At 67.0% G+C, this 26,566-nt stretch carries 27 protein-coding genes; 9 read left to right on the forward strand and 18 right to left on the reverse strand.

Going from position 1 to position 26,566, the window contains the following annotated elements:
• Positions 1 to 130: 130 nt before the first annotated feature.
• Both ACJEIK_RS25015 and ACJEIK_RS25020 read left to right on the forward strand, forming a co-directional pair.
• Complete coding sequence (locus tag ACJEIK_RS25015) at positions 131 to 1,354, forward strand: sensor histidine kinase (RefSeq protein ID WP_267324100.1); 1,224 nt, start codon at positions 131 to 133, stop codon at positions 1,352 to 1,354.
• Positions 1,347 to 1,997 carry a response regulator gene (locus tag ACJEIK_RS25020; protein ID WP_061005779.1) on the forward strand — a complete coding sequence of 217 codons (651 nt, stop codon included), beginning with the start codon at positions 1,347 to 1,349 and terminating at the stop codon, positions 1,995 to 1,997. The genes ACJEIK_RS25015 and ACJEIK_RS25020 overlap by 8 nt, the downstream gene beginning before the upstream one ends.
• 10 nt (positions 1,998 to 2,007) lie before the next feature.
• Here ACJEIK_RS25020 and ACJEIK_RS25025 read toward each other — a convergent pair whose 3' ends face one another.
• Both ACJEIK_RS25025 and ACJEIK_RS25030 read right to left on the reverse strand, forming a co-directional pair.
• Positions 2,008 to 2,790, reverse strand: a complete 783-nt coding sequence (locus ACJEIK_RS25025; RefSeq protein WP_061005781.1) for a hypothetical protein — start codon at positions 2,788 to 2,790, stop codon at positions 2,008 to 2,010.
• Positions 2,791 to 2,872: 82 nt separating this feature from the next.
• The gene (locus ACJEIK_RS25030) at positions 2,873 to 3,724 is read right to left on the reverse strand and encodes an SDR family oxidoreductase (RefSeq protein ID WP_061010310.1); all 852 of its coding nucleotides are present in this window, start codon (positions 3,722 to 3,724) and stop codon (positions 2,873 to 2,875) included.
• A 151-nt stretch (positions 3,725 to 3,875) separates the two neighbouring features.
• Here ACJEIK_RS25030 and ACJEIK_RS25035 point away from each other — a divergent pair, with 151 nt between their 5' ends.
• The 3 genes from ACJEIK_RS25035 to ACJEIK_RS25045 are packed head-to-tail and all read left to right on the forward strand — an operon-like array spanning position 3,876 to position 5,901.
• Complete coding sequence (locus ACJEIK_RS25035; protein WP_061005785.1) at positions 3,876 to 4,211, forward strand: hypothetical protein; 336 nt, start codon at positions 3,876 to 3,878, stop codon at positions 4,209 to 4,211.
• A gap of 23 nt (positions 4,212 to 4,234) precedes the next feature.
• Positions 4,235 to 4,399 (forward strand): hypothetical protein, encoded by a 165-nt coding sequence (locus ACJEIK_RS25040; RefSeq protein ID WP_090562895.1) that lies wholly within the window; start codon positions 4,235 to 4,237, stop codon positions 4,397 to 4,399.
• Positions 4,396 to 5,901, forward strand: coding sequence for a trehalose-6-phosphate synthase (locus ACJEIK_RS25045; RefSeq protein WP_061005786.1), 1,506 nt, complete (start codon positions 4,396 to 4,398; stop codon positions 5,899 to 5,901). The genes ACJEIK_RS25040 and ACJEIK_RS25045 overlap by 4 nt, the downstream gene beginning before the upstream one ends.
• Before the next feature lie 57 nt (positions 5,902 to 5,958).
• On the opposite strand, the gene ACJEIK_RS25050 is transcribed toward ACJEIK_RS25045, so the two are convergent.
• The 12 genes from ACJEIK_RS25050 to ACJEIK_RS25105 all read right to left on the reverse strand — a co-directional run bounded on the left by ACJEIK_RS25050 (position 5,959) and on the right by ACJEIK_RS25105 (position 17,753).
• Positions 5,959 to 6,447 carry a hypothetical protein gene (locus ACJEIK_RS25050; RefSeq protein ID WP_061005788.1) on the reverse strand — a complete coding sequence of 163 codons (489 nt, stop codon included), beginning with the start codon at positions 6,445 to 6,447 and terminating at the stop codon, positions 5,959 to 5,961.
• A complete protein-coding gene (locus tag ACJEIK_RS25055) occupies positions 6,447 to 7,172 on the reverse strand; it encodes a hypothetical protein (RefSeq protein ID WP_061005791.1) in 726 nt (241 codons plus the stop codon). The genes ACJEIK_RS25050 and ACJEIK_RS25055 overlap by 1 nt, the downstream gene beginning before the upstream one ends.
• Positions 7,172 to 8,827 (reverse strand): MCE family protein, encoded by a 1,656-nt coding sequence (locus tag ACJEIK_RS25060; RefSeq protein ID WP_061005871.1) that lies wholly within the window; start codon positions 8,825 to 8,827, stop codon positions 7,172 to 7,174. The genes ACJEIK_RS25055 and ACJEIK_RS25060 overlap by 1 nt, the downstream gene beginning before the upstream one ends.
• Before the next feature lie 2 nt (positions 8,828 to 8,829).
• Positions 8,830 to 9,999 carry an MCE family protein gene (locus ACJEIK_RS25065; RefSeq protein ID WP_061005793.1) on the reverse strand — a complete coding sequence of 390 codons (1,170 nt, stop codon included), beginning with the start codon at positions 9,997 to 9,999 and terminating at the stop codon, positions 8,830 to 8,832.
• Entirely contained in the window at positions 9,999 to 11,417 is a 1,419-nt protein-coding gene (locus tag ACJEIK_RS25070) for an MCE family protein (protein WP_409431758.1), read from the reverse strand. The genes ACJEIK_RS25065 and ACJEIK_RS25070 overlap by 1 nt, the downstream gene beginning before the upstream one ends.
• Entirely contained in the window at positions 11,417 to 12,472 is a 1,056-nt protein-coding gene (locus ACJEIK_RS25075; protein ID WP_064859531.1) for an MCE family protein, read from the reverse strand. Before ACJEIK_RS25075 ends, ACJEIK_RS25070 begins: the two co-directional genes overlap by 1 nt.
• Positions 12,465 to 13,499, reverse strand: a complete 1,035-nt coding sequence (locus tag ACJEIK_RS25080; RefSeq protein ID WP_064859530.1) for an MCE family protein — start codon at positions 13,497 to 13,499, stop codon at positions 12,465 to 12,467. The genes ACJEIK_RS25075 and ACJEIK_RS25080 overlap by 8 nt, the downstream gene beginning before the upstream one ends.
• A gap of 25 nt (positions 13,500 to 13,524) precedes the next feature.
• Entirely contained in the window at positions 13,525 to 14,727 is a 1,203-nt protein-coding gene (locus ACJEIK_RS25085; RefSeq protein WP_409430447.1) for an MCE family protein, read from the reverse strand.
• Between the two features lie 13 nt (positions 14,728 to 14,740).
• Positions 14,741 to 15,583, reverse strand: a complete 843-nt coding sequence (locus tag ACJEIK_RS25090; RefSeq protein ID WP_061005803.1) for an ABC transporter permease — start codon at positions 15,581 to 15,583, stop codon at positions 14,741 to 14,743.
• Positions 15,584 to 15,590: 7 nt separating this feature from the next.
• Positions 15,591 to 16,355: an ABC transporter permease gene (locus ACJEIK_RS25095; protein WP_029105067.1), complete on the reverse strand. Its 765-nt coding sequence runs from the start codon at positions 16,353 to 16,355 to the stop codon at positions 15,591 to 15,593.
• Between the two features lie 275 nt (positions 16,356 to 16,630).
• Positions 16,631 to 17,557 (reverse strand): 3-oxoacyl-ACP reductase, encoded by a 927-nt coding sequence (locus ACJEIK_RS25100; protein ID WP_406775276.1) that lies wholly within the window; start codon positions 17,555 to 17,557, stop codon positions 16,631 to 16,633.
• A 4-nt stretch (positions 17,558 to 17,561) separates the two neighbouring features.
• A complete protein-coding gene (locus ACJEIK_RS25105; protein WP_043398182.1) occupies positions 17,562 to 17,753 on the reverse strand; it encodes a ferredoxin in 192 nt (63 codons plus the stop codon).
• A 201-nt stretch (positions 17,754 to 17,954) separates the two neighbouring features.
• On the opposite strand from ACJEIK_RS25105, the gene ACJEIK_RS25110 reads away from it, so the two are divergent.
• Genes ACJEIK_RS25110 through fadD17 form a run of 3 tightly spaced genes read left to right on the forward strand, consistent with a single transcriptional unit; the run spans position 17,955 to position 21,823 of the window.
• Positions 17,955 to 19,136: an acyl-CoA dehydrogenase family protein gene (locus ACJEIK_RS25110; protein WP_061005874.1), complete on the forward strand. Its 1,182-nt coding sequence runs from the start codon at positions 17,955 to 17,957 to the stop codon at positions 19,134 to 19,136.
• Between the two features lie 16 nt (positions 19,137 to 19,152).
• Positions 19,153 to 20,253, forward strand: coding sequence for an acyl-CoA dehydrogenase family protein (locus ACJEIK_RS25115; RefSeq protein ID WP_061010312.1), 1,101 nt, complete (start codon positions 19,153 to 19,155; stop codon positions 20,251 to 20,253).
• A 7-nt stretch (positions 20,254 to 20,260) separates the two neighbouring features.
• A complete protein-coding gene (gene fadD17, locus ACJEIK_RS25120; RefSeq protein WP_409430448.1) occupies positions 20,261 to 21,823 on the forward strand; it encodes a long-chain-fatty-acid--CoA ligase FadD17 in 1,563 nt (520 codons plus the stop codon).
• Here fadD17 and ACJEIK_RS25125 read toward each other — a convergent pair.
• Together ACJEIK_RS25125 and ACJEIK_RS25130 are read right to left on the reverse strand one after the other, a co-directional pair.
• Entirely contained in the window at positions 21,820 to 22,371 is a 552-nt protein-coding gene (locus ACJEIK_RS25125; RefSeq protein ID WP_409430449.1) for a methyltransferase, read from the reverse strand. The genes fadD17 and ACJEIK_RS25125 overlap by 4 nt on opposite strands.
• A 60-nt stretch (positions 22,372 to 22,431) precedes the next feature.
• Entirely contained in the window at positions 22,432 to 22,917 is a 486-nt protein-coding gene (locus ACJEIK_RS25130) for a methyltransferase dimerization domain-containing protein (protein ID WP_409430450.1), read from the reverse strand.
• A gap of 107 nt (positions 22,918 to 23,024) precedes the next feature.
• On the opposite strand from ACJEIK_RS25130, the gene ACJEIK_RS25135 reads away from it, so the two are divergent.
• On the forward strand, positions 23,025 to 23,711 hold the full coding sequence (locus tag ACJEIK_RS25135) for an LpqN/LpqT family lipoprotein (RefSeq protein ID WP_409430451.1): 687 nt from the start codon (positions 23,025 to 23,027) through the stop codon (positions 23,709 to 23,711).
• A 29-nt stretch (positions 23,712 to 23,740) separates the two neighbouring features.
• Here the strand turns inward: ACJEIK_RS25135 and ACJEIK_RS25140 are convergent, their stop codons facing one another.
• Entirely contained in the window at positions 23,741 to 24,862 is a 1,122-nt protein-coding gene (locus tag ACJEIK_RS25140) for an NAD(P)H-dependent flavin oxidoreductase (RefSeq protein ID WP_133426457.1), read from the reverse strand.
• A 14-nt stretch (positions 24,863 to 24,876) separates the two neighbouring features.
• On the reverse strand, positions 24,877 to 26,529 hold the full coding sequence (locus tag ACJEIK_RS25145; RefSeq protein ID WP_267324107.1) for an acyl-CoA synthetase: 1,653 nt from the start codon (positions 26,527 to 26,529) through the stop codon (positions 24,877 to 24,879).
• Between the last annotated feature and the right edge of the window lie 37 nt (positions 26,530 to 26,566).

Raw genomic sequence — 26,566 nt, forward strand, 5'->3', positions numbered from 1 at the left:
CCGAACCTACGAGCGGCGAAGGCCCGGAAGCGTCGTGCTGCGGACGAGACCGGGCCTCCTACCGTGGTAGGAGGCCCGAGCCGTCCCGCGAATGATGTGTAAATCCCGGCACCGGCTCTACGCTGGCGGTATGGCCTGGCTCCGTGACTTCGCGCTGCGTCGGCGCGAGCTCGTGGCCTACCAGTACCCGTTCACGGTCCCCATCGTGATGTACACCGGCACGCTGGTGGTCGCGGCAACCGCCGCGACGCAGCGGGATTTCACCAAGCCGTGGCTGCTGCTCGTCGCCGTCGGGCTCGTGTTCGCGCCGATCCTCGCGTTCATCGTCGGCGGCTACAAGCCGTCGACTGCGGTCAGCGCGGCGTCGGTGCTGGCCGGGGTGGCGCTGCTGTTGTTGTGCTGGCCGCCGGTCTTCCTCGACGCAGCGCCGTTCCTGTTGATGTTCATGCTCGGAGAGGTGTTCGCGCTGGGTCCGATGCGCATCGGCCTCGCGAGTCTGCTCGCCAGCGCGCTGCTGTTGATCGGCGCGTCCCGCACGGGACACCTCAGCACGTTCGTGCCCTACCTGCTGTTCTTCCTGGCCATCGCCGCGATGATGGGGCACATCCTGCAACTGCAACAGCGTCTCGTCATCGAGGAACGTGCCCGTCAGGACGTCCTCACCGAACAGGCCGCAGCCGACGAGCGCCGACGCATCGCCCGCGAAGTGCACGACGTGATCGCCCACTCCTTGTCGGTCACCATGCTGCACCTGACGGGCGCCCGGCGCGCCCTGCAGGAGGACAGCGACGTCGACGAGGCGGTGGACGGCCTGCTCGACGCCGAGCGTCTCGGCCGGCAGGCCATGTCGGACATCCGGCAGACGGTCGGTCTGCTCGGCGCGCGCGACGCCGCCCCGTTGCGGCTGGCCCCCGAACCGGGGTTGTCCGACCTGCCCGATCTGGTGACGAGTTTCGCCGACGCGGGCTTGCACGTGGAGTCGAGCATCGAGGTCGACCCGGCGTCGGTCACTCCCGGGATCGGCCTGGCGCTGTACCGGGTGGCGCAGGAGTCACTGGCGAACGTCGCCAAGCACGCCCCGTCCTCGGCGGCGCGGCTGCGGCTGTATGTGGAGAAGGGCGCAGCCGTCCTGTCGGTCGACAACGAGCTACCGAGACCCGTGGCCGGCGCAACAGCCGGTGCGGGGCTCCCCGGGATGCGTCAGCGCATCGCGTTGCTCGACGGCGAATTCGAGGCCGGTCCCGGACCGCAGGGGTGGACGGTGCAGGCGCGTGTACCGGTCGCCACGGCAACCGCCGCGCACTGCGCCATGCACCGAATCCGGCTGTCACGCAACGAGGTTCGCCATGACTGACGTTGACGTCCTGCTGGTCGACGATCAGGAACTCGTCCGCTCGGGCCTGCGCCGGATCCTCCGACGCAAGGACGGCTTCTCGATCGTCGGTGAATGCGCCGACGGCGACGAGGTGCCGCGGGAAGTGCTCCGGTGCCGTCCCGATGTGGTGGTGATGGACCTGCGGATGAAGCGCGTCAGCGGCGTCGACGCGATCCGCGCGCTGCGCGCCGGCGGCGGCCCACCGGCCTTGGCGCTCACCACGTTCGACGACGACGACCTGCTGTCCGCGGCGCTGCGCGCCGGGGCGTCGGGCTTCGTCCTCAAGGACTCACCGGCCGAGGAACTGATCCGAGCCGTGCACGCCGTCGCACGCGGCGAGGCATACCTCGACCCGGCCGTCACCGCGCGCGTGCTGAACGGCTACCGGCGCGCGCCCGGCGCCCCGTCGGACGACGTCGCCGACCGGCTGACCGCCCGCGAACTCGATGTGCTGCAGCTGATCGGATCGGGCGCGACCAACGCCGAGATCGCCGGCCGGCTGGTCATCTCGGAGGTGACGGTGAAGAGTCACATCGGGCGGATCTTCACCAAGCTGGACCTACGGGACCGTGCGGCCGCGATCGTCTACGCCTACGACCACGGCGTGGTCGCGCCGAAGTAGCGGCTACTCACTACCCGGCGGCGAATTCCTTCAACATCGCATTCAGCTGGTCTTTATCGGGGTCGCCGTACATTTTGTGGCTCGAGGCGGTGTACAGAGCCACAACCGGGCATCGGGTCGAAGGCCCTGGCACGGAGCCGAGGCTTTTGGTGCGCTCACCAGTTTTGGCCTCGCGCAACTCCACGTCGTAGTCGACCGAGTAGCGACTCACACGGTCCTTGTCGCCGCCGCTGTCGTAGTCACACGTGCCCTCTTTCTTCTCGCTGCCCGCCCGCCGCGACAGGCACGCGACGACATTGATCGACGAAGGCGGCAGATTGGCCCCGGCATAGTCTGCTCCGGCGCCCAGCATGGTCACTGCCGACCACCCGGTCACCGACTCGTAGAACGTGACGACCTTGTGGGGCTTTTGGTAGTCGGCGGCATTGCTCACCGAACCGTTCTTACAAACGGCCTTGAAATCGTCCGCAGTGGTCGCGGTGGTCGGCGGTTCACCGCGGATGCCCGCGGTGATACCGACTATCGCCGCGATGACCACCGGTATGGCGAAGACCGCGGCGACGACACCGATGATGCGGCCGGCGGCGCTCTTTTTGGGCGGTGGCGGATACTGCGGCCACTGGCCCTGCGGGACCTGACCGTACGGCGCCTGACCATACGCAGCTTGCCAATAGGGTTGCGGCCCTTGATTACCCGCGCCCGGCTGTGCCGCCGCCGGCCACTGCGGAGCCGGCGGCCCGTACTGCTGCCCAGGCCCTCGACAGCCGGGCGGCGGGTACGGAGGCTGCGTCATTCGTCGATCGTAAGCACAGCCAACGCCCCGGTTTGACGCCAAATACCGACCGCAGTCCCGTGGGCAGGCGCAGCGCACGGCCTCAGTCGGCGAAAACCCCGCGCATGGCGTCGGCGCCGAACATCGGCTCCATCATGGCCGAGAAGTCCGGGCCGCGGCGCAGCTTCTGGCCGCCGTCGACGTTGATCAGCTGGCCGGTGATCCACTGCGATGCATCGCTGAGCAGGAAGAGCGCCAGGTTGGCGACGTCCTCGACCTCGCCGGCCCGGGGCAGCGGCGTGCACTGCCGGTAATCCTCCCGCAGCGGCTCGAATTCGAAGATGCTGGCCGCCACGAGATCGGTGCGGATCAGCCCGGGGCGGATGCTGTTGGCGCGCACCCACGAGGCGCCGAGCTCGTCGGCCGCCAGCTGGACCAGGTGGTCGAGCGCGGACTTGGTGACGCCGTACGGCCCGAACCAGCGGTGGGTGTTGCTCGCCGCGATCGACGAGATGCCGACGAACGAGCCGCCGCCGCCACGCACCATCTCCCGCGCGGTGTGCTTGACGACGTACATGCTGCCGTTGACGTTCAGGTCGACGGTCTGGCGCCACATCTCCGAATCCAGGTGCGTGACGGGCCCGACGGTCAGCGAGCCGCCGGCACAGTGCACGGCGCCGGAGAGCTTGCCGTTCCACGCGGCCGCGGTCGCGACGGCGCTGGCGACGTCGTCCTCGTTGGTGACGTCGGCGGTCTGGAAGCGGATGGCGCCCGGTCCCCCGGCCGCGGAGATCTCGTCGACGGCGGACTGCAACGTGGCCTCGGTGCGGCCGACGATGAGCGCGTTGCCGCCGGCGGCCACGACGCCCTGGGCGATGGCCTTACCGATGCCGCTGCCACCGCCGGTGATCAACACCGTCCGGTCCGTCAGCCAACCCTGGACTGAAAATTGCACCGACGTACTCCTCTGGACAGATCGACGGGGATACGTCCTGTATACACTTTTCGAAAGTTGTACACAATGCTGGTCGGGCGGCCAATTTCCCCGTTCGCCACACAGCGCCTGGGCGTACGCTGAAATTTTCCCCGACGAAAGCGGTGACGCCATGAGCATCCGGATCCATCGACGTCTCCTGGTCGCCGGCGGCTTCGCCGTCGCAACGGTCGCCGCGCCCGCCGTACTCGCGCTGAGCGGCCCCGCGTCCCCCGCACTACTCGGGGAAACCAGCTGCCCGCCCGGCATGACGGCGAACCCCGTCAGCGGGTCCTGTTTCGAGAGCGGCAACGAGCAGGCACCCGGCCCCGTCGAAGCGGCGCCGAACCAACTCGGCCAGGTCGACGGCATTCCGTGCACCGGCCACAACACCGGCGAATGCATCGGCCTCTCGGAAGAACAGGTACCCGAGGTGCACCCGCACTCGTCGGTGAGTTCCAGCCCGTAACAACAGTCGCCTAAGGTTGTGTAATGCCTGCAAAAACTGATCCCGCCGATATCGGCGACGTGGAGCCCCTGGCCGACAGCACCGCCCGTCAGGCCCGCCGCGTCGTGGCCGCGTACGCCAACGACGCCGACGAATGTCGCATGTTCCTGTCCATGCTGGGTATCGGGCCCACGAAGCTCGACGCGTGACGGCCCGCGGAGGCAACGACGCTTCTGCGGCGTCCACCGCGAGTCCCAAATCCTCCAAGGGCGGTAAGTCCGCCGCGAAGCCCGTGGGCAACTCCGACTTCGTAGTGGTCGCCAACCGGCTGCCCGTCGACATGGAACGGCTCCCCGACGGCTCCGTCACCTGGAAACGCAGCCCCGGCGGGCTCGTCACCGCACTGGAGCCGCTGCTGCGCAAGCAGCGCGGCGCCTGGATCGGCTGGCCCGGCGTCGCCGACAGCGACGAAGAGCTGATCGTCCGGGACGAGCTGACGATGTGCCCGGTCAAGATGTCGGCCGACGAGATCGCCGACTACTACGAGGGTTTCTCCAACGCGACGCTGTGGCCGCTGTACCACGACGTCATCGTCAAACCCATCTATCACCGCCACTGGTGGGACGCCTACGTCGCAGTCAACCAGCGCTTCGCCGAGGCCACTGCGCGCATCGCGGCGAAGGGCGCGACGGTCTGGGTGCAGGACTACCAGCTGCAGCTGGTCCCCAAGATGCTCCGGGAGCTGCGTCCTGATCTGACCATCGGCTTCTTCCTGCACATCCCGTTCCCGCCCGTCGAGCTGTTCATGCAGATGCCGTGGCGCACCGAGATCATCGAAGGCCTGCTCGGCGCCGACCTGGTGGGCTTCCACCTGCCCGGCGGCGCGCAGAACTTCCTGGTGCTGGCCCGTCGACTGCTCGACGCCAACACATCGCGTCACACCATCGGTGTCCGGTCCCGGCTCGGCGAGGTGAGCCACGACGGCCGCACGGTCAAGGTCGGCGCGTTCCCCATCTCGATCGACTCGGCGGCGCTGGACGCCCAGGCCCGCAGTCGCACCATCCGGCAGCGTGCCCGTCAGATCCGCGATGAGCTGGGCAACCCGCGCAAGATCATGCTGGGCGTGGACCGGCTGGACTACACCAAGGGCATCGACGTGCGGCTGCGCGCGTTCTCGGAGCTGCTCGCCGAAGGCCGGGCCAACCGGCACGACACCGTGCTGGTGCAGCTGGCCACTCCGAGCCGGGAGCGCGTGGACAGTTACAAGGTCATGCGGGAGGACATCGAGCGCCAGGTCGGGCACATCAACGGCGAGTACAGCGAGGTCGGTCACGCGGTGGTGCACTACATGCACCGGGCGATCGGCCGCGAGGAACTCATCGCGTTCTTCGTCGCGGCCGACGTGATGCTGGTGACGCCGCTGCGCGACGGCATGAACCTGGTGGCCAAGGAGTACGTGGCATGCCGCAGCGACCTCGGCGGCGCCCTCGTGCTCAGCGAATTCACCGGCGCCGCAGAGGAATTGCGACAGGCGTACCTGACCAACCCGCATCACCTGGACGGCGTCAAGGACGCGATCGCCGAAGCCCTGACCCAGTCCCCCGAAGAGGGACGACGCCGCATGCGCGCGCTGCGTCGGCAGGTGCTGGCCCATGACGTCGACCGCTGGGCCCGGGCGTTCCTCGACGCCCTGTCGCACACCCGCGACTGACCGACCAAGAACTCAGGCCCCGGAGCACCGCTCCGGGGCCTGAATCATGTTGGGGTACTAGAAGATCGGCGTCATCTCGTCGATCAACCACTTGCCGTCGATCTTGCGGTAGTCGACCTTCAGCCGGCTGCCCTCGTAGTTGGGCTGCTTGCGCTCATCGGTGATGACCCGGTTCACGAACGCGAGGACCGTGCCCGAGTCGCGGTGCGACGAGATCATGCCCGCGCCAACCACATTCACCTGGCTGATCAGCTTGCGCTTCACCGCGTCGTTGAAGATGTTGTTCTTGGCCGTCAGTTCCTCGTACCGCTTGCGGAACGCCGGAGTCATCAGCGTCAGTGCCTGCGTCGTGGAACGCTGCACGCTGCTGTACTCGTAGCCGAGGATCTGTGGGATTTGGGACCTGGCCAGGCTGGGCAGCTCGTCGGCCGTCGCCTGTTCGCCGGAGAGCTCCACGTGACTCCAGAACGCCGAGCCGCCGAGCGCCCCGAGCGCCACCACGGCGACCGCCAACAGTGCGCCGAGCGCCACCAGCAACCGGTTCATCAGTTGCCTCCGTCCGGGTACTTGATGTCGTAGGCCGCCATGTGTCCGCTGTCGTCCTCGCGGATGAACACCCGCTGCCGGTACGGCGTCGACGGCTGGTTCACCCCGTTCATGTCGGACAGTGTCACGCGGACCGTCACGAGCACCTTCGCGATGTTGGAGGTGTTGTCGATACTCTCCAGTGCCGCCGCGGTGATGACCGCCTCCGAGTTGGCCTGCGTCTGCTTGAACAGGTACTTCAGGTTGTCGGCGTTGTTGCTCTGGTTCATCATGTCGCGCAGCGGGCCGGGGCCGATGCCATTGACGAAGCGGTTCACGCTCTCGTCGACGGTGTTCTGCGTGTAACTGAACATGTTGACCACGGTCTGCTTCGCGGTGTCCACGAACCGCTGATCACGGTCCTGCGTCGCCTCGATCTGTCCGTTGCCGTGGCGGAGGAACCAGGTGCCGCCGGCCAGGGCCGCCACCAGCACGGCGACGACCGCCAGGCCGATGGTCATGACCAGCGACCGGTGCGGTTGGCGGCGCGGTACCTGGATCGCGGGCCGCGCCTTGGAGGTCACCGATTCGGTTGATGATGTCTTGCTCGCGGTCGACGGGATCGCCACGTCGAGCACTGTTGCCTCTGCTGAACCGGCGGTGCCGGCGGGCCGTGAGGCCCGCCGACGCGCACGGGTCACCGGCGGCTTCGACGTCTCGTCCGTCGCAGCCGGTTCGTCACTCATTAAACCTGCCTTGGATCCTTCATCAGGTCGACCCAGGACTCGCCTGCGTCGCCGTTACTCGAGCCGGCGTTGAACACTCCCGTACCGCCGGCAGGGTCAGCGAAGACCCCGGTATTCGCATCGTACGTCGTGCTCTGCGGCCCCTTCGGCCCGCTAGCCTGCGGCTGGCCCTCGGGGCCGGGCGCCGGCGGGTTGTTGATCGCGTACGGCGGAGTCACCTGATCCGGCGGCGCGAAGAACGGCCAGGGCAGCGGCTGCGGACCCGGATCGCTCGGCGGGTACGGCAGCGGGAACGGCGCGTTGGGCGCAGGTCCCGGCCCGGCGGGCACGCCCGGCGGCAGCTGCACCGAGGGCGGACCCGGGTCGTAGTCGGCACCCGGCGGAATCATGGGGAACCGGTTCGGTGGCGTGATGTTCCGCGGGTCGGTGACCGGGGTGTCGTACGGCACTGGTGGACCGCGCCACGGGTTGCTGCCGATCGGCACGTAACCGCGGGGGTCACGACAGAGCTGGACCGTGGGTGCGCGCTTGCCCGGGTACTCCATGCACGGGTAGTTGCGGGCACCGCGCACAGTGCTCGGGTCGCTCTGCGCGGTCTTGCAGTACAAGTCATTCGGCAGATCGCGCACGGTGGTGTCAGCCGGCGTGCGGATCTCCGGCGCCGGGATGAAGCCCGTCACGCACGGCGGCTGGCCGAGGCTGATCTTGAAGTCCAGCTTGCCGCCTTCGTCGATGGGCAACTGGCCGGCGTCCGTCAGCAGTGCCGCGATCAGCGCCGGGAAGATGACCAGCGCTTGCTCGATCGACTTGTGGTAGATCACGCCGATCCGGCCGAAGTTGGCGAGGTTGGCCGCCAGCACCGGGAACGTCGGCCGGATGCCGTCGAACGTCTCGTTGACGGTGTCGACGGCGCCCGGGACGGTCTTGAGCACCGACCGAATCTGCGGGTCGGCCTGGGCGGCTTCCCCGGTCAGCGTCGCGAGGCTGCTGGCCATGGTCTTCAGATCGGCACCGGCGCGGATCTGCGCCTTGAGCAACGGGCCGGCCTGATCGAGCAGCTTGTTGATCTCGTTCGTGTTGGCGTTGGCCTCGTCCACCAGCAGTCGCGACGACTGGATCATCCGCGACAGCTCCGGACCCGATCCGTTGAACGCCTTGAACGACTCGCGCAACAGATCCTGCAACCGGGTGTTGCTGATGCTGCTGACCAGGCTCTGGGCCTGGTTGAGCAGGTCCACGATGTCCTGCCCGACCGCGGTCCGGTCGACGCCGATGGTCGCGCCGTCCTTGAGCATGTTCTTCGAGGCGCCGGCGGGCGGCACCAGATCGATGTACTGCTCACCGATCGCGGACACGCTCTTGACGGTGGCGGTGACGTTGTCCGGCACCGGGGTGTCGGTGTTGAGCCGCATCCGGGCCGTCACACCGTTGTCGGTCAGGCCGACGTTCGTCACGCGGCCGACCGTCACGCCGCGGTAGGTGACGTTGGCGTTCTGGTAGATGCCGCCACCGACGACGAACTTGGCGTCCACGTTGTAGACACCGAGACCGACAGCGGCCGGCAGGTGCAGGTACGACGTCGTGATCAGCGCGAGGCAGATGACGGTGACGACACCGAAGATCGCCAGCTGGAAACGCGCAAGACGGGTCAACAACATTACGGCTTCACCCCTCCATGTTGCGTCGCTGTGCCTGCTGGAATCTGGAACGGATCGGCGGCCTGTCCGGACAGGTTCGCCAGCGCACCCAACAGGAAGTCCGGCGGGTTGACGATCTCGTCCAGGTGCCGCATGTTCGGGTCGAAGGCCCCCGATGTGGTGAACACCGACTCACCGAGACGACGCAGCGTCAGATCGAACGTCACGTACACGTTCAGGTAGTCACCGCGCACCGCGTTGCGGAAGTACTTGCTGGAGAACGGGAACGTCGGCAACAGGTCCAGGTCGTGGATGAACTCGTCGGCGTTGTCGTTGAACGCCTTGATCACCGGGAAGATGTCCTTGAAGTCCGCCGCGAAGTCATCCTTCGTCGCGGTCATCACCTTCGCGCCGACCACCGCGAGCTTCCGCAGTGCGGTGAACGCATCCACGATGTTCTTGCGGTTGTCGTTGAGGACCTTGATCGCACCCGGCAGCGTGTCCAGCGTGCGGCCCAGGCTGTCCTTGCTCTTGGCCAGGATCGAGGCGAAGCGGTTCAGCCCGTCCATGGCCCCGATGATGTCGGTGGTCTGCTTGTCCAGGGACTGGGTGAGCTCGGCCAACCGCGGGATGAAGTCCACGAACTGCCCGGCCCGCCCGGCGACCGCGGCGTAGGCCTCGTCGGTGATGTCCTGCAGCGCACCGAGATTGCCCTTGTTCACCACCAGCCCCAGCGACGACAGCACCTCTTCGGTGGTCGGGTACCGGCCGGTGTGCGACAGCGGAATCTCCGCGCCCGGCTTGAGCCGGCCTTCCGGAGCCTCCCCGACCGGTTCCGACAGCTGCACGTGCTGCGAACCCAGCAGCGACGTCTGGGCGACCTTCGCCCTGGCGTTCGCCGGCAGCTTCACGTCACCGTTGATCGACAGCTTGACCGCGGCATAGAACGTGCCGTCGGGGCGCTGGACCGCGTCCAGGCCCGACACGCTGCCGACGGTGACGTCGTGGACCATCACCGGCGAGTTCTGCGGCAACGTCGCGACGTCGGGCAGCTGCACGGTGATCTGGTACGAACCGGCGCCGTGGCCCTGAGTGCCCGGCATGTCCAGCGAGTTCAGGCCACCGAACTGGCAACCGGCGAGCACCACGGCACTCGATCCGAGTGCGAGGACCTTTGCGACCGCCTTCATCAGTTGCCACCTCCGGCTTCAGCGGGCAGCGGTGCACCCGCCGGAGCTGCGGGCGCAGGGGCGGGTCCGGGCAGCGGGCCGGAACCGTTCAGCGGCGTCGAACCCGGCCCCACCGGCGGCGTGGCCGGCGAAATCTGGCCCGGAACGGCCGGCGGCGGCAGGATCAGGTCGCTGAGCGTCCCATCCGGCTGGACCTTCGGCGGGATGACTCCCGGTGCGGCATTCCACTGCAGGTACGGCACCGGGGTCTGCGCCTTGGCTTCGGTCTGCGGGGTGTCGTAGATGACCTGGCCCTTGTACGCCGTGATGCTGTTGATCGGGTGGAACAGGACCGGTGGGTAGTTCATCGCAATACGGCGCAGCACGGGGCCCATGCGCTGACGGCAGATCTCCGACCGTTTGTAGTTGTCCGGGGTGGCGCCGACGTCGAAGTTACCGCCGCACAGGAACTGCACGGGGTTGGAGAAGTTCGGCAGCGACAGCAGACCGTCCAGGGAGCCCTGCGCTGGGTTGTAGATGTTGTAGAAGTTGGCCAGACCGTTCGGCGTGACGTGCAGAATCTGCTCGATGTTGTCGCTGTTGTCGGTCAGCACCTGGGTGAATTCGGCCAGTTTGCCAACCTGGTCGATCAGGGCCGTGTTGTTGTCCTTCAGCAGGCTCTTGACGTCGCCCAGCGCCCGGTTGAGCGCGCCGAGGGTCTGGTCCAAACCAGCCGAGCTCTCCGCGAGCACCTGCGAGACCGACGCGACGTGGTCGGTGAACTGCACGATCTGCTCGTTGCTGTTCGACAGCGCGTTGACCAGAATCTGCAGGTTCTTGATGGTGCCGAAGAGGTCGCCACGCGAATCCCCAAGGCGCCCAGCGGTTTGCGACAACTCACGCAATGCGCTGCGGAACGAGTCACCCTTGCCGTCGAGGGCGTCCGCGGCCTGGTTGATGAACGCACCCAGCGGGCCCTGCGGCGCGCCGTCCTGCGGACCGAGCTGCGCGCTGAGCTGGGTCAGCTGCTTCTTTACGTCGTCCCACTCGACCGGAACACCGGTCCGGCTCAGCGGCACCTCGGCGCCGCCCGCCAGCGCCGCACCACCGTTGTAGGCCGGGGTGAACTGCACGAACCGGGCGGCCACCAGGTTCGGCGAGATGATGATCGCCCGGGCATCGGCCGGGAACTTCACGCCGTCCTGCACAGTCATGGAGACCTTGACCGAATTGGCCTGCGGCTCAACCGAATCGATGGTGCCGACCGGAACCCCGAGGACGCGCACATCGTCGCCGGCGTACAGGCCGACGGCATTCGTGAAGTAGGCCACGACCTTGTGGCCACCACGCGACGGCCACAGCAGGTAGGCGCCGGCGACCAGCGCCACCACCAGGACTACGACCGCAAGGATCGCGCCCCGCGACTTCATGTTCTTCATCATGGCGACTTCGGCCTCACGACGATCCGTTCAGAGATGTAGCCCTTCAGCATGTCGCCGAGGCTGGCAGGCAGCTTGCCCGGCTGGAAGTACGTGTCCAGCAAGACTTCCGACATCGTCGCCGGCGGCAGGCCGTACAGGTTGATGTTGAAGCCCGGGCCGTTACCGACCACCTCGCCCAGCGCGGTGGCATAACCCGGCAGCCGCTTGAGCGCCTCGCTGATGTGCTCCTTGCGCTTCAGCAGTTCGTCCAGCACCAGGTTCAGCTGCTTGAGGGCCGGACCGAACTCCCGCTTGTTGTCGGCGACGAACCCGGAAATCTGTTGCGAGACACCACGGATACCGGAGATCAGCGTGCTCAGGGACTGGCGCCGTTCATCCAGTGCGGCGAACAGCTGATTGCCGTCGATCACCAGCTTGTTCACCTGGTCGGCGCGCTGCGCCAAAGTGTCCGACACCTTCTTGGCGTGGCCCAGAAGTTGTTCGAGCGCCTGGTCGCGCTTGTTGAGGCTCCGCGACAGGGAAGCCACCCCGTCGAGCGCGCCACGAAGCTGCGGCGTCGCGTCGTGCAACGTGTCGGTCAGCACCTTGAGCGCCTGCTCCATCTGCGGCTTGTCCAGCTCACTGGTGTTCTGCCCGAGATCCTGCAGCGCGGTGTTGATCGTGTACGGAGTCGTGGTGCGGCCCAACGGGATGACCGTTGCTTCCTTCGCACCCTTCGGGGTCACCCACAGGGACTTCTGACCCAGCACCGTGTCGGTCTTGATCGACACCAGCGACTGGTCGCCGACCCGGATCTGACGGTCGACGGTGAAGTTCACCTTCGCGGCCGTACCGGCGAGCTCGACGGTGCCCACCTTGCCGACCTTGATGCCCGAGACCCGGACGTCGCTGCCCGGCGTGATGCCACCGGCGTCACTGAAGAACGCCGAGTAGTTCTTGCCCTGCGGGTAGAACGGCAGTCCGGTGTACCCGAACGAGATCAGCACGAGGCACGTCACGATGAAGACGCCGAGTATGCCGGTGCGGACCGGATCCTTTTCCGGCTTAGCCATTTTCGGAGCACCTGCCCTTCGACGGATCCGCAGGACCACCGAACGGCACGATCAGGTCGCTGCCCGCGGGGCCGCTCATCTTGATCTTGACCGAGCAGTAGTAGATGTTGAAGAACGCGCCGTACGCACCCAGGGCGTTGAGCCGCAGGTAGTTCTCGGCGAGGTTCTCGATGACGGGGTTCACTTCGGCGCGGCGCTCGTACATGCGCTGCGCGAACGGGCGGGCGTTCTCGATGACGCCCTGCACCGGGCGCCGCGACTTCTGCAGCATCTCGGTCAGGTCGTTCTCGGCCGAGGCCAGCGGGCCGATGGCACCGGCGATCGGGTCGCGTCCCTCTGCCAGGCCGGTGATCAGCTGCTGCAGCTGGTCGATGCTGGTGTTGAACTGGGAGCCCTTGGAGTCGACCGTGGCGAGCACCGTGTTGAGGTTGGTGATGGTGTCGCCGATCAGCTGGTCGCGGTCGGCCAGGGTCTGGCTGAACGAACCGGTGTTGGACAGCAGGTCGGACAGCGCGCCACCCTGCCCCTGCAGGGCCTCGATCATGGCGGCGGTGATCTCGTTGACCTTCTTGCCGTCCAGACCCTTGACTACCGGGCGCAGACCACCGAGCAGGGCGTCGAGGTCGAGCGCCGGCTGCGTGTTGGCGAGCACGACGGTGCCGCCGGCGGGCAGCTTGCGCAGCTCGCCCGGACCGGAGGTGATCTCCATGTACCGGTCGCCGACCAGGTTCTGGTAGCGGATCACGGCCCGGCTCGAGCTGTACAGCTGGTAGCGGTCGTTCAGCGTGAACTTGACGTCGACGGTGTTGTCGTTCTTGAGCTTGACGCTCTTGATCGAACCCACCTGTACGCCCGCGATGCGGACGTCCTCACCGGCCTTGAGCCGGGACGCGTCGGTGAAGTTGGCGTGATAGGTGTTCGTCGAGGCGAACCGGAACTGGCCGAACACGACGACCAGACCGGCGGCGACCAGCAACATCACGACGGTGAAGATCGTGACGCTGATCATCTCGCGTTTGTGTCTCATGGGCGGCCCCAGTCACTCGCGGACATCAGTAGCGGTCCCTCTCTGCGTAGGCACCGGAGAACAGGAACTGCAGCGTCGAGGGCGCGTCGAACTGCAACTCGGTGTTCGGCTGGAACGGGATGTAGGCGTTGTCGGTCACCAGGAACGGCGTGTGGTACCACGAACCGCCGAACTGCTTGGACGGGACGTCCGGAAGGCCACGACAGTTCGGGCCACCGGAGGCGTTCACCATCGGCAAGCTCTCGGGGTAGGTGTGGTTGGGCGCGCCGGGGAAGAAGTTCGAAGAGACGAACAGGCCCGGCTTGACGCCACCGAACACGGGGCCGTAGCGGTCCACGGCCTTCGACAAGCCCTGGATGAGGCAGGGAAATTCCGGTGAGTAGTCACCCAGGACCTTGAGCGGGGCCCGCAGCCGCTGGATGGCGGCGATGTAGTCGTCGGCGGCCGGCGAGATGGTCGCGTAGGCATTGTTGGCGAACCCGGTGGATGCCAGCAGCGCCGCGTTCAGGTCGTTCTGCTCGTCGGTCAGCGTCTTGCTGACGGTCGGCGCGTTGTCCAAAATCTTGGCCAGGTCGGGCGCGGCGTCACCGTAGATACCGGCGACAGTCGCGGTGTCCTTGAAGTCCTGCTGCAGGGTCGGCAGCTTGGGGTTGAAGTACTCCAGGTACTTGCTCAGCCCGGCCGCCGCGGCACCGGCGTCGTCGCCGTGGCCCCGCAGGCCTTCACCGAGCGCGGTCACCGTGGCGTTCAGGTTGACGGGGTCGATCTTGTCGAGCAGGTCGGTCAGGGTCTGGAAGACGGTGTTCATCTCCAGCTGGACATCCTTGGCCTGCACCTGCGCGCCGGGACGCATCGATTCCTTCGACGGATGCTCTGGCGGGAGGAACTCGACCGACTTGGCGCCGAACACCGTCGTGCTGCCGAGCCGGACCCGGGCGTTCGACGGGATGTAGCGCATCTGATCGCTCAGGACCGCCAAATTCAGCTTCGCCTGGTCGCCGGCGTACTCGATCGTCTCGACCTTGCCGACCTGGATGCCGCGGTACTTGACCTTGGCGTCGGGATCCATGACCAGACCGGCGCGGGGCGCCATGACCGAGACAGTGTCGGTGGGGGTGAAGGCCGCGGTGTACGACAAATAGGTGAACACCACGGCGGCCAGCATGATGCTGATCAGCACCGCTGCCGCGAGCCTCACATGGCTGCGTTTAGGACCGCCGGAAGACATCGTCGTGCACCCCCTATCCGGAGAGGTTGAAGTTGCCGGACGCGCCGTACACGGCCAGGGAGATGAGCAGGACGATCGTGACGACCACGATCAGCGAGGTCCGCACGGCCTGACCGACGGCGATGCCCACGCCGACGGGTCCGCCGCTGGCGTTGTAGCCGTAGTAGGTGTGCACCAGCATCACCGCGACGGACATGACGATGGCCTGCAGGAATGACCACAGCAGGTCGGTGGGCACCATGAAGGTGCTGAAGTAGTGGTCATAGAGGCCGGCCGACTGGCCGTTGATGTACACCGTGGTGGCCCGCGCCGCGAAGAACGATGCCAGGACGGCCAGCGCGTACAGCGGGATGACGGCGATCAGGCCCGCGATGATCCGGGTGGACACCAGGTAGGACACCGAGTGCACGGCCATCGATTCGACGGCATCGATCTCTTCGGCGACGCGCATGGCGCCCAGCTGCGCCGTACAGCCGGCGCCGATGGTGGCGGCCAGCGCGATACCGGCGATGATCGGCGCGACGATGCGGACGTTGAGGAACGCGGACAGGAAGCCCGTCAGCGCCTCGATACCGATGTTGCCGAGCGACGAGTACCCCTGGACCGCGATGACGCCACCGGAGGCGAGCGTCATGAACGCCGCGACGCCGACGGTGCCGCCGATCATCACCAGCGCGCCGGTGCCCATGGTCATCTCGGCGATGAGCCGGATGGTCTCGCGGCGGTAGCGGGTCAGCGCGTTGGGGATGTACCGGAAGGACTCCCCGTAGAACAGCGCCTGCTCACCGATGCCGTCGAAGACGCCGGGCACGGCCCGGAACAATCGTTTGAAACGGAGGGTTGCGTCGTAACTCATGGCCGAATCACCTCACCAGTACTCGGACGCCGATGGCGGTCATGATCACGTTGATGACGAACAGACAGATGAAGGCGTAGACCACGGTCTCGTTCACCGCGATGCCGACGCCCTTGGGGCCGCCCTTGACGGTGAGGCCGCGGTAGCAGCCGACCATGCCGGCGAGCAGCCCGAACAACACGGCCTTGATCTCGGCGAGCATCAGCTCGCCCAGGCCCGTCAGCACCGTCAGGCCGTTGATGAACGAACCCGGGTTGACGCCCTGCAGGAAGACGGAGAAGACGTAGCCACCCGAGATGCCGATGGCGCACACCAGGTTGTTCAGCAGCACGGCGACGAAGGTCGACGCGAGGACGCGGGGCACGACCAGCCGCTGGATCGGATCGATGCCGAGCACGCGCATCGCGTCGATCTCTTCGCGGATGGTGCGGGCGCCCAGGTCGGCGCAGATTGCGGTGGCACCCGCGCCGGCGACCACCAGCACGGTGACGACGGGGCCCAGCTGGGTGACCGTTCCGAACGCGGTGCCGGCGCCGGAGAGATCGGCGGCGCCGATCTCACGCAGCAGGATGTTCAGCGTGAAGGCGACCAGCACGGTGAACGGAATGGCGACGAGCAGGGTCGGCACGAGCGATACGCGGGCGATCATCCAGGTCTGTTCGAAGAACTCCCGGAATTGAAAAGGGCGACGCCACATCTTTGTGAATGTGTCGAGGGCCATTTCGAAGAACCCGCCGACGGCCCGGGCCGGAGCCGCAAGCTGTTCGATCAACCTTCGACTCCATTCTCGGTCCGGGCTGAGCAGTCACGGCGAAGAGTGGGGTTTCCCTCTTCCACAGCGGCCTGATCACCACGTTGCAATGCATGGCTCTTGTGAGCCGGCTCATAGTAGCTAGAACATGTTCGCACTGGCAAAAGAACAGCAAAATCACTGAGAAACGACATATAATCGCAGCTCAGGATATATTTTGACGTTGCCGTCACTGTAACAAGTTCTAGTGCCTACGCGGCGCTTTCTACGCCGCGTCAGCACTCGATCCGGGACGTTCAGTCCCTCGACTCCATCAGGGCAGTCGCCGAGAAATTCCGCTCCGGATCGCGGTCAGCAAAATATCCGCGCAACGTGGCACTCAGTTGTGTCATGTCCCACTCAGCGGACGACGCCGTGAAGTGGCTCTCCACGGTCGGGGCTGCTACCAGGGTCACAGTCGGACCATAAACGATGAAGAGCTGGCCATTCACGTTTTCCGACGCGGGCGAGGAAAGGAAACGCACCAATTTCACAACGTGTTCCGGCGACAGCGGGTCGACCTCTCCTTCACCAGGAGCCGCACCGAACACATCGGCCGTCATCGCGGTACGCGCCCGCGGCGCAATCGCGTTGGCGCGGACGCCGTAGCGCTCCAGACCGCGGGCCGCGGTCAGGGTCAGGGCCGTGATGCCGGCCTTGGCGGCGCCGTAGTTCGCCTGCCCCACCGGACCGGCCAGGCCGGCCTCGGACGAGGTGTTGACAATCCGGCCGTACACCTTGCCATCGGCCGACTCCTTGGCCTTGGCGCGCCAGTAGGTCGCGGCGTTGCGGGTCAGCAGGAAGTGGCCGCGCAGGTGGACCGCGATGACCGCGTCCCAGTCCTCGTCGGTCATGTTGAACAGCATCTTGTCGCGGGTGATGCCCGCGTTGTTGACCACGATGGCTAGCCCGCCCAGGCTGTCCGCCGTGGCGACGATCTCGTCGGCGGTGCTGCGGGCGCTGATGTCGCCCGCCACCGCAACGCCTTTGGAGCCGGCGGCCTCGATCTCGGCGAGCACGTCCGACTTGTCGAGCGCGCCGGCCATGTCGTTCACCACGACGGTGGCGCCGGCCTGCGCCAGGCCGATGGCCTCGGCGCGGCCCAGCCCCGCGGCGGCACCGGTGACCACGGCCACCTTCCCGGACAGGTCAGTGGAGTCGATTTGGCTGGTCAATTTATGAATACCTCTAGTCTTTACGGAGAAGGGCGGCGCGGGGGCATTCCGCGATGGACTGCTCGGCCAGTTCTTCCTGGTCGGCAGGCACCGGATCGGCCTTGACTACTGCATAGTCGTTGTCGTCGAGATCGAAAAGGTCCGGCGCAATTCCCACGCAAACCGCGTTTCCTTCACAGCGATCGTGATCAACTTCAACCCGCATGACACCCTCCTGAGAGCCCGGATTTCGACGGTGAGGCCAACATAACGACACCACCATGGCGATGCCAGTGTGGCACGCTCTGGACCCCAAGACTAGAACGTGTTACAAGTTTGAATAGGCACGGGTCGACGAAAGCCGCCCCGGCAACGTGACAAACGGACCGAAGACCCAACCCAATTCAACTGATAAAGGATGAGTTCGATGCGGATCGGCTACACGCCCGAGCAGGAGGAGCTGCGGCGCGAACTGCGCTCGTACTTCACCAAGCTCATGACCCCGGAGCGCGCCGAGGCGCTGGCGTCCAACGACGGCGAGATGGGACGCGGCAACGTCTACCGCGAGACCGTCGAGCAGATGGGCAAGGACGGCTGGCTGACGCTGAGCTGGCCCAAGGAGTACGGCGGCCAGGCCCGGCCGCCGATGGACGGCCTGATCTTCAACGACGAGGCCGCCATCGCCAACGTGCCGGTGCCGTTCCTGACCATCAACTCCGTGGCGCCGACGATCATGCACTTCGGCACCGAGGAGCAGAAGAAGTTCTTCCTGCCCAGGATCGCTGCGGGCCAGCTGCACTTCTCCATCGGCTACTCCGAGCCCGGCGCCGGCACCGACCTGGCATCGCTGCGCACCACCGCGGTCCGCGACGGTGACGACTACGTCATCAACGGCCAGAAGATGTGGACGTCGCTGATCGCCTACGCCGACTACGTCTGGCTGGCGGCCCGCACCAACCCCGAGGCCAAGAAGCACCGCGGCATATCGATGCTGATCGTGCCGACCACCGCCGAGGGCTTCTCCTGGACGCCGGTGCACACCATGTCCGGTGTGGACACCAGTGCCACCTACTACCAGGACGTCCGCGTTCCGACCTCCAGCCTGGTCGGCGAGGAGCACGGCGGCTGGAAGCTGGTCACCAACCAGCTCAACCACGAGCGCGTGGCCCTGGTGTCGGCACAGCCGATCTTCGTCGCACTCGACGGGGTTCGGGAGTGGGCCCAGAACACCAAGGACCACCACGGCAAGCGCCTGATCGACTCCGAGTGGGTGCAGCTGAACCTGGCCCGGGTGCACGCCAAGGCCGAAGTGCTGAAGCTCATCAACTGGGAGCTGGCCTCGGCCACCGACTCCGCGCCCTCCCCCGCCGACGCCTCGGCGGCCAAGGTGTACGGCACCGAGCTGGCCACCGAGGCCTACCGGTTGCTCATGGAGGTGCTCGGCACCTCGGCGACCCTGCGCCGCGACACCCCGGGCGCGCTGCTGCGCGGCCGCATCGAACGCTGGCACCGGTCCTGCCTGATCCTGACCTTCGGCGGCGGCACCAACGAGATTCAGCGCGACATCATCGGCATGGTCGCGCTCGGCCTGCCCCGAGTGAATCGCTAAGAGAGAGCGGCGAGTAATGGACTTCAAGACAACCGAAGCATCTGAGGACCTCGGCGGCCTGGTCCGGTCCATCACCGAATCGGTGGTGACCCCGGAGCGCCAGAAGGAACTGGACAAGCAGGCCGAGCGGTTCGACCGTGAGCTGTGGGCCAAGCTGATCGACTCCGACATCCTGTCCACCACCGCACCGGAGTCGCTGGGCGGCGGCGGTTTCGGCCCGCTGGAGCAGTCTGCCGTGCTGGTGGCACTGGGCCGCCAGCTCGCGGCGGTGCCGTACCTCGAGTCGACCATCCTGGCCGCCGGCGCCATCGCCGAGTTCGGTTCGGCCGAGCTGCAATCCGAGTGGGCCGCACCGGCGGTCGCCGGCACCAAGATCGTCGTGCCCGCGCTCGACGGTGAGATGGGCCAGGGCCCGGTGCAGGCCACCCGATCCGAAGAGACCGGCTACAAGCTGACCGGCACCCGTACCCAGGTCGCGTACGGCCCGGTCGCCGACGCCTTCCTGGTGCCGGCCGAAAGCGATTCCGGCGTCAAGGTTTTCCTGGTCGCCGCCGCCGATTCCGGCGTCACCGTCACCTCGCTGGACACCACCGGGCACGGCAGCGTCGCACACCTGGACCTGCAGGGCGTGTCCGTCGCCGCTGACCGTGTCGTCGGCGGCGCGGAGGTGCTCGCCTGGCTGCAGCTGCGAGGTGCCCTGGGCCGCAGCGCATTCCAGCTCGGCGTGGTGGAACGCGCGCTGGAACTCACCGCGCTGTACGCGCGCGAGCGCGAACAGTTCGACCGCCCGATCGGCAGCTTCCAGGCCGTGTCGTCCCGGTTGGCCGACGGCTACATCGACGTCAAGGCGCTGCGCCTGACGCTGACGCAGGCCTCCTGGCGCGTGGCCGAGGGCCTGCCCGCCGAGATCGACGTGAACACCGCGGCGTTCTGGGCCGCCGAGGCCGGGCACCGGGTGGCGCACACCGCGGTGCACGTGCACGGCGGTGTCGGTATCGACATGGATCACCCGGTGCACCGGTACTTCCTGGCGGCCAAGCAGACCGAGTTCGCGGTCGGCAGTGCCACCGGGCAGCTGCTGCAGATCGGGCGCGAACTGGCCGAGACGCCGGTCTGATCAGTTGATGTCCAACCGTCCCACCGTCAGCGACCTGCTACGCCCGCTGGTCGGCGTCACCGACCGCGGGTTGTACGACTGCGTTGCGGCGCCGGACGATTCCGCACCCAACGATGACGGCGGCCCGGCTGATCTGATCAGCTGGGCCGACCACATCGCCGCGGGCGCGCAGTTGGCCGCGGCGTTGAAGGCACGGCTGGACCCGGCCCGGCCGCCGCATATCGGTGTGCTGCTGAGCAATACGACGTTCTTCTCGTCGCTGCTGGTGGCCGCCGCGTTGGCGGGGCTGGTTCCGGTCGGCCTCAACCCGACCCGCCGCGGGGCGGCGCTGGTCGGCGATGCCGAGCGCTCCGACTGCCAGCTGGTGCTCGCCGACAATCCCGACCTGGTCCCGGCCGGTCTCGACGCCGCGGGCATCGACGTCATCGACGTCGAATCCGCTTCGTGGGCAACCGAACTCGCCGGGTTCGCCGGCACGCCCGTGCAATTCGCGGACGTCGACCCCGACGACCTGTTCATGCTGATCTTCACCTCGGGCACCAGCGGTGACCCCAAGGCGGTCCGGGTCACCCACGACAAGGTGGCGTTCCCGGGGCAGATGCTGGCCGACCGCTTCGGCCTCGGCCGCGACGACACGTTCTACCTGTCGATGCCGCTGTTCCACTCCAACGCGGTGATGGCCGGCTGGGCGGTGGCGCTGGCGGCGCAGGGCTCGATCGCGTTGCGCCGCAAGTTCTCCGCGTCGGGCTTTCTCCGGGACGTGCGTCGCTACGGCGCCACCTACGCCAACTACGTCGGCAAGCCGCTGTCGTACATCCTGGCCACGCCGGCCCGGCCGGACGACACCGACAATCCCCTGAAGTTCATGTACGGCAACGAGGGTGCCCCGCGTGACCTGAACCGGTTCGCACAGCGTTTCGGCGTCATCGTCGTCGACGGTTTCGGCTCCACCGAGGGCGGTGTCGCGATCGCCCGTACCCCGGACACCCCGGCCGGCGCGCTCGGTCCGCTGACCGACGAGGTGGCCATCGTCGACGTGGAGACCGGCCTGCCGTGCCCACCGGGTGTCGTCGGCGAAATCGTGAACCCGACCGGCCGGGGCTGGTTCCGCGGCTACTACAACAACGAGGCGGCCGAGGCCGAACGCATGGCCGGCGGCATCTACCACACCGGCGACCTGGCCTACCGGGACGAAGCAGGGTTCATCTATTTCGCTGGGCGCCTTGGTGATTGGATGCGGGTCGACGGCGAGAACCTCGGCACCGCGCCCATCGAACAGGTACTGCTGCGGCACCCCGACGTCGTCGAGGCGGCCGTCTACGCGATACCCGATCCCGCCGTCGGCGACCAGGTGATGTCGGCACTCGTCCTCCTCGACCACGCGGAGTTCTCCGCGGACGACTTCAGCGCCTTCCTGGCCGCCCAAGAGGACCTGGGCCCCAAGCAGTGGCCCCGGTTCATCCGCGTCGCCACGACCCTGCCGCGGACCGAGACCTTCAAGGTCATCAAGCGGCAGCTGTCGGCCGAGGGCACCGAGTGCACCGACCCGGTTTTCGCGATCTGCCGTTAGTCGTGGACCGGGACGGCCTCGACGAGCGACATCGGCCCGGCCGTCGAGACCACGCGGGTCTGCCGAAAGCCCGCGCGCGCCAACAGGTCCGCGTATTGCGCACCGGTACGCTCCTGACCACCGGCCGCCACCAGCATCTCCAGATCGAGGAGCATGCCGGGGTGGTGCGCCGTGCCTTCCGGCAGGACCATCTCGATGAGGGCCAGGGTCCCGGCCGGGTCGATCGCCTTACGGATGTTCCGCAGGATCACCAGCGCGCTGTCCTCGTCCCAGTCGTGGATGATCGTCTTCAACAGGTAGGCATCCCCACCCTCGGGGACCGCTTCGAAGAACGAGCCGCCGGTGACCGTGATCCGGTCGGATACGCCGGCCGCGTCCAGCACCGAACCGGCGCCGGCCACGACGGACGGCAGGTCGAACAGCACACCCTGGGCGTCAGTGGCCTGCTGCAGCACCGCGGCCAGCAGCGCCCCGTGCCCGCCACCGACGTCGACGATCGTTTTGAAACGACTGAAATCGTATGCGGGCATGAGGGTTTCGATCGCCATGGCCGACACCGCGGTCATCGCGTTGTTGAACACCTCGGCGAGGTCGCGGTCGGTCTCCAGCTACTCGAAAACGGGCATGCCGCGGAGCATCTCCGCGGATGTCTTGCCGGTCTGCACCGAATACAGCAGCTGCCCCCAGTGCTCCCAGTGCTTCGGGTGGCCGACGAACTGCAGCATGGGCGCCATGGACCCCGGCGCATCGGACCGCAGCGCATCTCCGAGCCGGGTCAGCGCGAACCTGCCGTCGCGCTCCTGTTTGAGCAGCGAGTTGCCGGCGAGCGCCCGCATCAACCGGAACGTGGCGCCGGGATCGGCGCCCACGCGGCGAGCGATGTCATCGGCCGTTGCCGGACCACCGGCGAGAGCGTCGAAGACGCCGAGTTTGGACGCCACGTACATGGCCTGGGTCAACCAGCTGCCCTGCACCATCTCGAACACGGTCAGATTGGGCGGCACCACGGCCTGCCGGATCTGACTCAGCCCTTCCCGGACCCGGCCGATGCCGTCCATGAGCCAGGCGGGCGGTGGTTTCTGCGCGTTTGCCACTGGCACACAGTAATGCCACAGCTAACGCCCACGCTAGAGCCGGTTTCGAGTAGCTCCCCGTCCGGCTCACAGGATCACCGCGAGCGTTGTCGATTAGTCTCGGCCGTATGAGAACGTCCGCGATCACCGGCCTCGTCGCGGCAGCGACCGCACTGTCTGTGGTGCTGGCCGGTTGCGACTCCGGCAAAGACGCGAGCGCGTCGTCCGACAATGTGACGAGCGCAGCGGCGACCGCCGCGGACGCCGGCAACAACAATGCCACCGACGGCCCGAACCCGACGATCGCCAGCTACATCAAAGAGCACAAGATCACCGAACAGCAGGTGCACCGCACCGACCCGGGCGAACCGAAGGTCGACCTACCGAAGCCCGATGGCTGGCGGGCCTCCGGTGACGACAACCCGCCGTGGGCCTACGACTCGATCATCTACACCGGACCGGTCGACGCGGCGAACTATGCGCCCAGCGTGATCGCGCTGCTGTCGAAGCTGACCGGTGACGTCGACGCCAAGGCGCTCATGGCGACCGCCCCCGGAGAGATTCAGAACCTCCCGGGCTTCACACCGTCGGGCCCCGGGACCGAGACCAAGGTGCGCAACTACCCCGCCTACCGGATCGCCGGTACCTGGGTTTCCGACGGCAAGACGAAGTTCGTCGCACAGCAGACGGTCATCTTCCCCTCTGACGGGGCAACCTATGTCCTGCAACTGAATTCAGACGGCGCGGCCGATCAGACGCCCATCATCCAGGCCGCCACCGATGTGGTGGCGCAGCAGGTGAAGATCACGCCGTAGCGCTGATCGTCACCTGCCGCGCGGCGAAATCAGTTGTCGCGGATGGTGTCCAGGCGCTTGGTGGCGGCCTCGAACTCGGCGACCAGCTCGGCGATGATGACCTCGACCGGACGGATCTCGTTCATCCGGCCGACGATCTGACCGACCGGCATGGCGACCGCGGTCGGGTCACCGGACTCGTTCATCCGCTGGTGGGCCTCACTGACCAGGATGTTCTGCAGCGGCATCGGCAGCGGATCGGGTGCGCCTTCGGCGTCCCAGGCGTCGGTCCAGCGGCTCTTGAGCAGCCGGGCCGGTTTGCCGGTGTAGATCTTGCGGCGGACGGTGTCGGCCGAGGTCGCGTTCAGCATCGCCTGCTGCACAACGGAAACGCCCGATTCCAGCCGCACCCCGAGGTCGTATTCGGCCGACGTCAGGAACGCCGATCCCATCCAGACACCCTGCGCGCCCAACGCCAGCGCGGCGGCCAGCTGGCGTCCGGTGCCGATACCGCCGGCGGCCAGCACCGGGGCCGAACCACCCAGGGCGTCAACGATTTCCGGCCACAGCACCATGGAGCCGATCTCACCGGTGTGGCCACCGGCCTCGTGGCCCTGGGCCACGACGATGTCGACGCCGTTCTCCACGTGCCGCGCCGCATGCTTGGCCGAGCCGGCCAGCGCGGCCACCGGGACCCCGGCAGCATGCGCCTGGTCGATGACGTCCTTGGGCGGCGAGCCGAGTGCGTTGGCGATCAGCTTGATCGGGTGCTTGAGCGCCACCTCGACGTGGCTGCGCGCCACCGAGTGCAGCCAGCCGAGAACGCCTTCGTTCTTCTCTTCGTCCGCCGGCAGCGGCGGCACCCCGAGATCGGCGAGGGTCTTGGCGACGAAGTCCTTGTGCCCCTGCGGGATCAGCTTGTTGATGTCGACGCTGGTGCCCTCGGTGGGGACCTTGGCCGGCATCACGATGTCGACGCCGTACGGCTTGCCGTCGGTGTTGGCGTCCATCCACTGCAGGACGTTCTCGAGGTCGTCGGCGTCGTTGAACCGGACGCAACCCAGCACGCCCATGCCGCCGGCGCGGGTCACGGCCGCGGCCACCTTCTCCGACGGTGTGAAGACGAAGATCGGGTATTCGATCCCGAAGCGTTCACAGAGTTCGGTTTTCATTCTCTTGTCCCTAACTAGGCTTGTGCGCCTGCGTGTTTCGCGTGCACCTCATCGGCGGGACGCGCCTCGGTCTGCTCCTTGGCCCAGCGGTAGTCGGGCTTGCCTGCCGGGGAGCGCTTGACCTCGTCGACCAGCCACAGGCTGCGCGGCACCTTGTAGCCCGCGATCTCGCTGCGGACGAACGCGTCCAGGTCGGCCAGCGCCGGCTTGGTGCCTTCACGCGGCTGCACGACGGCCGCGACATGCTGACCGAAGCGCGGGTCCGGCACGCCGACGACCAAGGCGTCGAACACATCCGGGTGTCCCTTGAGCGCGGCCTCGACCTCTTCGGGGTAGATCTTCTCGCCACCGGAGTTGATCGACACCGAGCCGCGGCCCAGCATCGTCACACTGCCGTCGGCCTCGACCTCGGCGAAGTCACCCGGGATGGCGTAACGAACGCCGTTGATGGTCTTGAACGTCTCCGCGGTCTTCTTCTCGTCCTTGAAGTAGCCGACCGGGATGTGGCCGCACTTGGCGATGATGCCGCGCACGCCCGACCCCGGAACCACTTCGTTGCCGTCCTCGTCGAGGACCTTGGTGTTCTTGTCGATGGTGACGCGGGGACCGCCGGTGTGCGACTGGCCCTTCGCCACGATGCTGGTGCCACCGAAACCGGTCTCCGACGAGCCGATCGAGTCGGTGATGACGCGGTTCGGCAGCAGCTCCAGGAACTTCTCCTTGAGGCTGGTCGAGAACAGTGCGGCGGTGCTGGCGAGCAGGAACAAGCTGGACAGGTCGTATTCGTTGCCGGCGTCCTGGTGCGCCAGCAGCGCGTCCAGCAGCGGCCGCGCCATCGCGTCACCGGTGAAGAACAGCAGATTGACCTTGTGCTCGTGGATCATTCGCCAGGCGGCGTCGGCGTCGAACTCCGGCATCAGCACCACGGTGTGGCCGGTGAACAGCGCCATCCAGGTGGCGGACTGGGTCGCGCCGTGGATCATCGGCGGGATGGGGAGCCGGATCATCGGGGGGTTGGCGGCGGCCTGCTTCGACAGGTCGTACTCGTCGGCGATGGGCTCGCCGGTGGCGAAGTCGGTGCCGCCGAACAGCACTCGGTAGATGTCCTCGTGGCGCCACACGACGCCCTTGGGGAATCCGGTGGTGCCGCCGGTGTAGAGCAGGTAGATGTCGTCCTCGCTGCGCGGGCCGAAGTCACGCTCGGGCGAGCTGTCGGCGATGGCGGAGTAGAACTCGACGCCGCCGTAGCGCTGGTAGTCGTTGTCGGACCCGTCCTCGACGACCAGGATCGTCTCGAGGAGCGGCAACTCGGGCAGCACGTTGGCGACCCGGTCGGAGTACTGGCGCTCATGGATCAGGGCGACCATGTCCGAGTTGTCGAACAGGTACTTCAGCTCGCCCTCGACGTAGCGGAAGTTGACGTTGACCAGGATCGCGCCGGCTTTGACGATGCCGAGCATGCCGATCACGATCTCGATGCGGTTGCGGCAGTAGAGCCCAACCTTGTCGTCTTTCTTCACGCCCTGCGACTGGAGGTAGTGAGCCAGGCGGTTGGCCTTCTCCTCCAACTGGGCATAGGTCAGCTGTTCGTCGCCACAGATGAGTGCGACGCGGTCCGGCACAGCATCAATGGCGTGCTCGGCGAGATCTGCGATGTTCAGAGCCACGTTACATAAACTAGAACGTGTTACATTTTGTGACAAG

The organism is Mycobacterium sp. SMC-16, from assembly GCF_046250085.1.
Taxonomy (GTDB): domain Bacteria; phylum Actinomycetota; class Actinomycetes; order Mycobacteriales; family Mycobacteriaceae; genus Mycobacterium; species Mycobacterium phocaicum.

Bases quoted from the DNA above. Each gene is read 5' to 3' on its own strand.
- ACJEIK_RS25075 (WP_064859531.1), bottom strand. From the start codon at position 12,472: ATGGCTAAGCCGGAAAAGGATCCGGTCCGCACCGGCATACTCGGCGTC.
- ACJEIK_RS25035 (WP_061005785.1), top strand. From the start codon at position 3,876: ATGAGCATCCGGATCCATCGACGTCTCCTGGTCGCCGGCGGCTTCGCC.
- ACJEIK_RS25115 (WP_061010312.1), top strand. From the start codon at position 19,153: ATGGACTTCAAGACAACCGAAGCATCTGAGGACCTCGGCGGCCTGGTC.
- fadD17 (WP_409430448.1), top strand. From the start codon at position 20,261: ATGTCCAACCGTCCCACCGTCAGCGACCTGCTACGCCCGCTGGTCGGC.
- ACJEIK_RS25070 (WP_409431758.1), bottom strand. From the start codon at position 11,417: ATGAAGAACATGAAGTCGCGGGGCGCGATCCTTGCGGTCGTAGTCCTG.
- ACJEIK_RS25135 (WP_409430451.1), top strand. From the start codon at position 23,025: ATGAGAACGTCCGCGATCACCGGCCTCGTCGCGGCAGCGACCGCACTG.
- ACJEIK_RS25050 (WP_061005788.1), bottom strand. From the start codon at position 6,447: ATGAACCGGTTGCTGGTGGCGCTCGGCGCACTGTTGGCGGTCGCCGTG.
- ACJEIK_RS25125 (WP_409430449.1), bottom strand. From the start codon at position 22,371: ATGGCGATCGAAACCCTCATGCCCGCATACGATTTCAGTCGTTTCAAA.
- ACJEIK_RS25065 (WP_061005793.1), bottom strand. From the start codon at position 9,999: ATGAAGGCGGTCGCAAAGGTCCTCGCACTCGGATCGAGTGCCGTGGTG.
- ACJEIK_RS25110 (WP_061005874.1), top strand. From the start codon at position 17,955: ATGCGGATCGGCTACACGCCCGAGCAGGAGGAGCTGCGGCGCGAACTG.
- ACJEIK_RS25040 (WP_090562895.1), top strand. From the start codon at position 4,235: ATGCCTGCAAAAACTGATCCCGCCGATATCGGCGACGTGGAGCCCCTG.
- ACJEIK_RS25140 (WP_133426457.1), bottom strand. From the start codon at position 24,862: ATGAAAACCGAACTCTGTGAACGCTTCGGGATCGAATACCCGATCTTC.
- ACJEIK_RS25085 (WP_409430447.1), bottom strand. From the start codon at position 14,727: ATGTCTTCCGGCGGTCCTAAACGCAGCCATGTGAGGCTCGCGGCAGCG.
- ACJEIK_RS25020 (WP_061005779.1), top strand. From the start codon at position 1,347: ATGACTGACGTTGACGTCCTGCTGGTCGACGATCAGGAACTCGTCCGC.
- ACJEIK_RS25025 (WP_061005781.1), bottom strand. From the start codon at position 2,790: ATGACGCAGCCTCCGTACCCGCCGCCCGGCTGTCGAGGGCCTGGGCAG.
- ACJEIK_RS25080 (WP_064859530.1), bottom strand. From the start codon at position 13,499: ATGAGACACAAACGCGAGATGATCAGCGTCACGATCTTCACCGTCGTG.
- ACJEIK_RS25015 (WP_267324100.1), top strand. From the start codon at position 131: ATGGCCTGGCTCCGTGACTTCGCGCTGCGTCGGCGCGAGCTCGTGGCC.
- ACJEIK_RS25090 (WP_061005803.1), bottom strand. From the start codon at position 15,583: ATGAGTTACGACGCAACCCTCCGTTTCAAACGATTGTTCCGGGCCGTG.
- ACJEIK_RS25105 (WP_043398182.1), bottom strand. From the start codon at position 17,753: ATGCGGGTTGAAGTTGATCACGATCGCTGTGAAGGAAACGCGGTTTGC.
- ACJEIK_RS25055 (WP_061005791.1), bottom strand. From the start codon at position 7,172: ATGAGTGACGAACCGGCTGCGACGGACGAGACGTCGAAGCCGCCGGTG.